The sequence below is a fragment of the Salinimicrobium profundisediminis genome (assembly GCF_026241755.1).
Taxonomy (GTDB): Bacteria; Bacteroidota; Bacteroidia; order Flavobacteriales; family Flavobacteriaceae; genus Salinimicrobium; species Salinimicrobium profundisediminis.
The window spans coordinates 1-2267 of the sequence record NZ_JAPJDA010000073.1 but is presented as its reverse complement, the minus strand read 5'-3'; the positions used below and the strand labels follow the sequence as shown (position 1 = coordinate 2267).

Genomic DNA, 2267 nt, shown 5'->3' with positions numbered 1-2267 from the left:
GAAGATGCCATTAAAAATGCAATTGAGTCGACTCAATTAGAAGATATGGTGCCAGAAGATGTGGACGTTAAACAAATTGAGGCAAGATTAAAAGTTATGCTGCCAGCTCAATTGGACATCACACTGCCTAATGTGATTAATGATATTTCAGATATAGAAGAAACCGTTCATCCGAAGGTAAAAGAATACCTGGCCAGTCTTGAGGCTTATTCTGACCATGTACAATTTCAGACAACATTGAAATACTTAATGTTAAGTATTATTGATAAGTTTTGGATTGAACATATTGAAGGAATGACAAGGCTAAAAGAAGGAATTGGATTAAGTCATTACCAGCAGGAAGATCCAATGCGCCTTTATCAGAAGGAAGGCCTTGAGCTCTTCACTCATTCTTTTAATAAAATCAGAAGACACACAGCCATTGAGCTTGCCAATGTATTAAAAGCCATAGAAGAACAAAACGTATAAACATGGAGGTATGGAGAAATGGGGATCTTATCAATCTTTCGCCGCAAAAATAAAGAAGACATCAAAATGACTGGTCTGGACAGCAGCGTATCATCAACTGAGCTTTTAAATGAAACTGATGAAAAAAGCCAAGAGGATCAAATCCATACGGAACTGTCACTTCATCCTAGCTGGAATGTTGAAAACGAACAGCTTTATGTACTAAGGTTCTTAAACAATGACTTAGCACCTTTGAAGCCGAATCAAATTTCTCTAGCTGGAATTGAGTTAAATGATGAGGACCATGGAATTGAAGTAACAGCATTCGTTCGAAACAGTCTTGCAAAAGGCATTAAGTTTCATGAGCTAACTTTGGTTCTTTTAGATGCGGATAAAAAGCTGGCCGCCAGACATACATTTGATTTAGGCGCTCTTGGCGAAGTTCCAGGCAGAAGCAGCCGTCCATGGACATTCATATTCCCAGTTGATTCAATTGTAAATCGGGAATTCAGCCATAAAGATTGGACTCTTGCAATTGAATTAAAAGAAAAGCATAAGCTTGATTTACATGAAACCTGGGTAAAAGCTATTTCAAATGAACAGCGTGAAAATCTTGAAAAACTTGTTTCCTCTCTTGAAGCTCCAAAGCCAGGAGAAGTAAACTTCTATGGATTAAATGCTCAAATTGCCGAAAATAAAGATCTTCAAGTGACGATGCTGCTGCGCAATGGCCATGAGAAAAACGTTGCATTCCACCAGCTGCCGCTAATTGTTGAAGATGCTGCAGGTGAAAAAGTAGCAGAAGGAAGTTTTAAACTTGAAGATTTCGAATTAAAGGCCAACACATCAAGACCTTGGACTTTTATCTTCCCAGCCTCATTAGTTAAAAAAGAGAATCCGGATTTATCTAAATGGAGAGCATATCCGATTCAATAATAAACTGCGGTATTCTTCTAAATTAAGAATTTACACGTCAAAAAAGATCAGCCATCAAAGCTGATCTTTTTTGTTATCCTTTATTGAGCTTTAAACGTCATATAAAAGTCTTTTCTCAATCCCATTCCCTTTGTTGATGTTACATACTTCGTAACCGTCAGGCGATAGTTTTCACCAGATCGATAGCCTGCAGAAGGTGCATTTACGAGCACTGTTTTAAGGTCATTAGACAGCTTGACCGAAATCGGCATCCGCTCACCTTTGCTGTTTTCCACATAGATGTTTTCTTTCGTAATGGATAATGGACTTAATGGAATATTAAAATCAACTTTCCATTGCTTGTTAGCCGGAGCAGTCCTTGTATCAGATCCCGTTTCAAAATAAGTCTCAGCATGCGGCAGATCATAAACAGCTTGAAGCTGATCAAACACGATGCTGCCTTTATTTTGTTTAGAAATGGCCGGCTCTGCTAGATAAATGCGGTCAAAGGATAATGGGTAACGAACAGTAGAAGGAAGCTGAGCCTGTACGTATTTCCAGCCCTTCCAATTCAGCCCCGCCTCTTTCGTGAAGTCAATTGTTACTTCCTTACCTTGTGCATCATAGACGCGTCCTCTCAGCCAATGCGATTTTCCGTCGCCATATACCCACGCGCCAATTGCTTTAGGTTTGCCTGGTATCGCTATTCTTTTGGAAGCGACCGCGTATGATGCTGCTGTACCGCTTTTGTTGCCAGTAAAATCATAATTTAAGCGCAGGGCACCATTTCCTTCATATTGAGTGCCATCTGCTATGGAGCTAAGTGTCGTGCTGGCGCGAATGCTATCAGCCTTCCACTCTGCTTTTGAGTTAAACCCATTCAGAAGTCTTGGCTTGTTGCTTAC

At 39.9% G+C, this 2267-nt stretch carries 3 protein-coding genes; 2 read left to right on the top strand and 1 reads right to left on the bottom strand.

Annotated features, from left to right (window positions below):
* Together OQ279_RS18500 and OQ279_RS18495 are read left to right on the top strand one after the other, a co-directional pair.
* Positions 1–468, top strand: a 468-nt coding sequence (locus OQ279_RS18500) for a hypothetical protein (RefSeq protein ID WP_266071348.1), incomplete at its 5' end; no start/stop codon positions are given.
* A gap of 18 nt (positions 469–486) precedes the next feature.
* Positions 487–1383 carry an accessory Sec system S-layer assembly protein gene (locus OQ279_RS18495; protein WP_266071347.1) on the top strand — a complete coding sequence of 299 codons (897 nt, stop codon included), beginning with the start codon at positions 487–489 and terminating at the stop codon, positions 1381–1383.
* 80 nt (positions 1384–1463) lie between these two features.
* On the opposite strand, the gene OQ279_RS18490 is transcribed toward OQ279_RS18495, so the two are convergent.
* Positions 1464–2267 (bottom strand): Ig-like domain-containing protein (locus OQ279_RS18490; protein ID WP_266071346.1); only part of this gene is annotated, 804 nt, incomplete at its 5' end.